Below are 2,317 nucleotides of genomic sequence, written 5' to 3'. Positions count from 1 at the left end.
GCGGACGTCCACCGCCGGGGCGGCGGCGGTGTGACGGACGGTGAGCCGGGCCTGGCCGGCCGCGATCGCCGACGTGTCGTTGACGAACGGCGTCAGGACCGGGTTGCCGTCGCCGTCGAGGTGGGCGGCGACCGTGATGTTCGCGCCGCCGGGCACCGCGACGCCGTTGGCCTCGATGACCGGGTCCCCGTCGGGGCCGTCGCCGGCGGCGACCACCAGCAGGTCGTACTCACCCTCGGGCAGCGCCACGGGGTCGGTGAGGGTGCCCGGCTCGAAGTCGGTCAGCAGCTCCTCGCCGTTGGCGTAGACGTCGACCGTGGCTCCCGGGACGGCGTGCAGTACCGAGACCATCGCGTCCGCGGCGTGTGCCGGGGTCGCGAGGCCGAGCGACACCAGCGCGAGTGCGGCCGCCGTGGCGGCCCGCCTGATCCAGTGCGTCATCGTGTGTCCTTTCGTGGAGCTACCAGGGGTCGATCGGCTGCGGCACGAAGACGATCCGCGGCTGCCATCGGGACGAGCAGTCTGCGACGCTTCAAGGGACCTCCTCCGTGGCTGGCCGCGTTGGTGCGGCTACCCCTACTTCGTACGGCGGCGCGCGGATGGTTGCCGTCGCCGGAGCGTGGTCGCGGCACCGTCAGGCGAGAGCGGCACCACCGAGCTGCTGGGAGCGGCGCGCCAGCAGCCAGGTCCAGGTCATCCCGAGCGCCGTGACGCCGGCGCACACCGCGAACGCGCCCTGGATCCCGAGACCCTCGGCGACCATGCCGACCAGCAGCGGACCGCCGGCGAGCCCCAGGTCGAGGGCGATGCTCGCCGTAGCAGAGGCGGCGCCGCGCGTGGAGGGGCTCGCGGTGGAGAAGATGGCGGCGAAGAACGCGGGCGTGCTGAACACGACACCGACGGCGGTCACGGCGCTGCCGACCAGCACACCCGCCGGTGTCGCGAACAGCCACAGCAGGCTCAGGCCGACGCCCATGACACCCAGCGCGGCGGCACCGAGGCGCAGCGGCGGGAACCGGTCGACGTACCTGCCGACCGCGATCCGGCCCACCACAACGGTGCCGCCGTACACCGCCAGCGGCAGGCTCGCGTTGGCCAGGCCGGACTCCCGCGCGTGCAGGGCGGCGAAGGCCAGGAAGCCACCCATCGCCACGACCGAGGTCAGGAACCCCAGTCCGGGTGCGATGGCAGGCACGTGGATCAGCCCGCCGGGCTCGTCGGTGGCCGTCGCGTCCCTGGTCTCGCCCACGAGCTGCGCGAGCGCCGCGGCCGACGCCGCCAGCAGCGCCGCCCCGAGCCACACCGCCAGGAACCCACCGGCGTGCAGCAGCAGCTCAGCGAGCGGCGGCCCGAGGGTCAGGCCGAGGTAGAGGCCGAGCGAGCTGTAGCTGACGGCCTCGCCCAGCCGATCGGGCGGCGCCAGGTCCGCCAGGGCCGCCAGCCCGGCGACGAAGAACGCCGCCTCGCCGACACCGAGGAGCAGCCGCAGCGCGATCACGAGGGCGAGGCTGTCGGCGTACGCCGTCAGCGCCAGCCCGATCGACGCCAGGACAGCGCCCGACGTCATCAACGGCAGGCGGCCCCACCGGTCGCAGAGCCTGCCGACGAACGGCCGGGCCAGCAGGGCTGTCGCCGCGAAGGCTCCGAAGGCCAGCCCGGCACCCGCGGCGCTGCCGTCGAGCGGACCCGTCACGAGCAGTGGGAGCGCCAGGATCGCCATGCCGTCCGCGGTGAAGTAGGCGAGCTCCGCGACCACGAGCGCGACGAAGCTGCGGGTCAGCAGCGGTTCGCGGGTCGTGAGCGTCTGGGCCATCTCCGCATCGTCCGGCTGCCCGGGCCGGCGGTCATGGGTGGTTCTACCCAGTTCGATCCGGGTCCACGAGGCCGTGCTCGATCGCGTACAGGGCCGCCGCCGCCCTGCTGGTCACGCCGATCCGGGTGTAGGTGTCCGCGACGTGCCGGTCGACCGTGCGGGGCGACAGGGTGAGGCGCCGGGCGATCTCCCGGTTGGAGAGACCCCGTGTCACCAGCCGCAGCACCTCGAGCTGGCGGGCCGTGAGCCCGGCCGTGGTGGTCGGCCTGCGCGGTCGGTCCCCGCTCGCGTGGAGCACGGCGGCCACGGCGTCTCCGTCCAGCCGTCCCTCCCGTACGTCGGCCTCGAGCCGGCGCCGCGCCCGCTGCTCGTCGAGCCCCGGCCGGTGGGGTCGGTCCTCGACCAGGGTGCGCCACTCGTCCGCGGCGGCCAGCACCCGGGCGCCGATCGACAGCCGGTCCGCCCGCAGCCCACGGTGGTAGCCGCTCCCGTCGCACCGCTCGT

Annotated in this window: 3 protein-coding genes; all 3 read right to left on the bottom strand. The window is 74.7% G+C overall.

Annotation, left to right across the window (positions count from 1 at the left end; translation table 11 throughout):
* On the bottom strand, positions 1 to 441 hold a 441-nt coding region (locus tag VF468_02235), incomplete at its 3' end, for a DUF4397 domain-containing protein (protein ID HEX5877132.1).
* Positions 442 to 634: 193 nt separating this feature from the next.
* The gene (locus VF468_02230; GenBank protein ID HEX5877131.1) at positions 635 to 1,813 is read right to left on the bottom strand and encodes an MFS transporter; all 1,179 of its coding nucleotides are present in this window, start codon (positions 1,811 to 1,813) and stop codon (positions 635 to 637) included.
* Between the two features lie 43 nt (positions 1,814 to 1,856).
* Positions 1,857 to 2,317: LuxR C-terminal-related transcriptional regulator (locus VF468_02225; protein ID HEX5877130.1), on the bottom strand; the 461-nt coding region annotated here is incomplete at its 5' end.

This window comes from Actinomycetota bacterium (assembly GCA_036280995.1).
Classification (GTDB): domain Bacteria; phylum Actinomycetota; class CALGFH01; order CALGFH01; family CALGFH01; genus CALGFH01.
The sequence above is the reverse complement of the archived record's forward strand: the minus strand, read 5'-3'. Positions and strand labels throughout refer to the sequence as shown.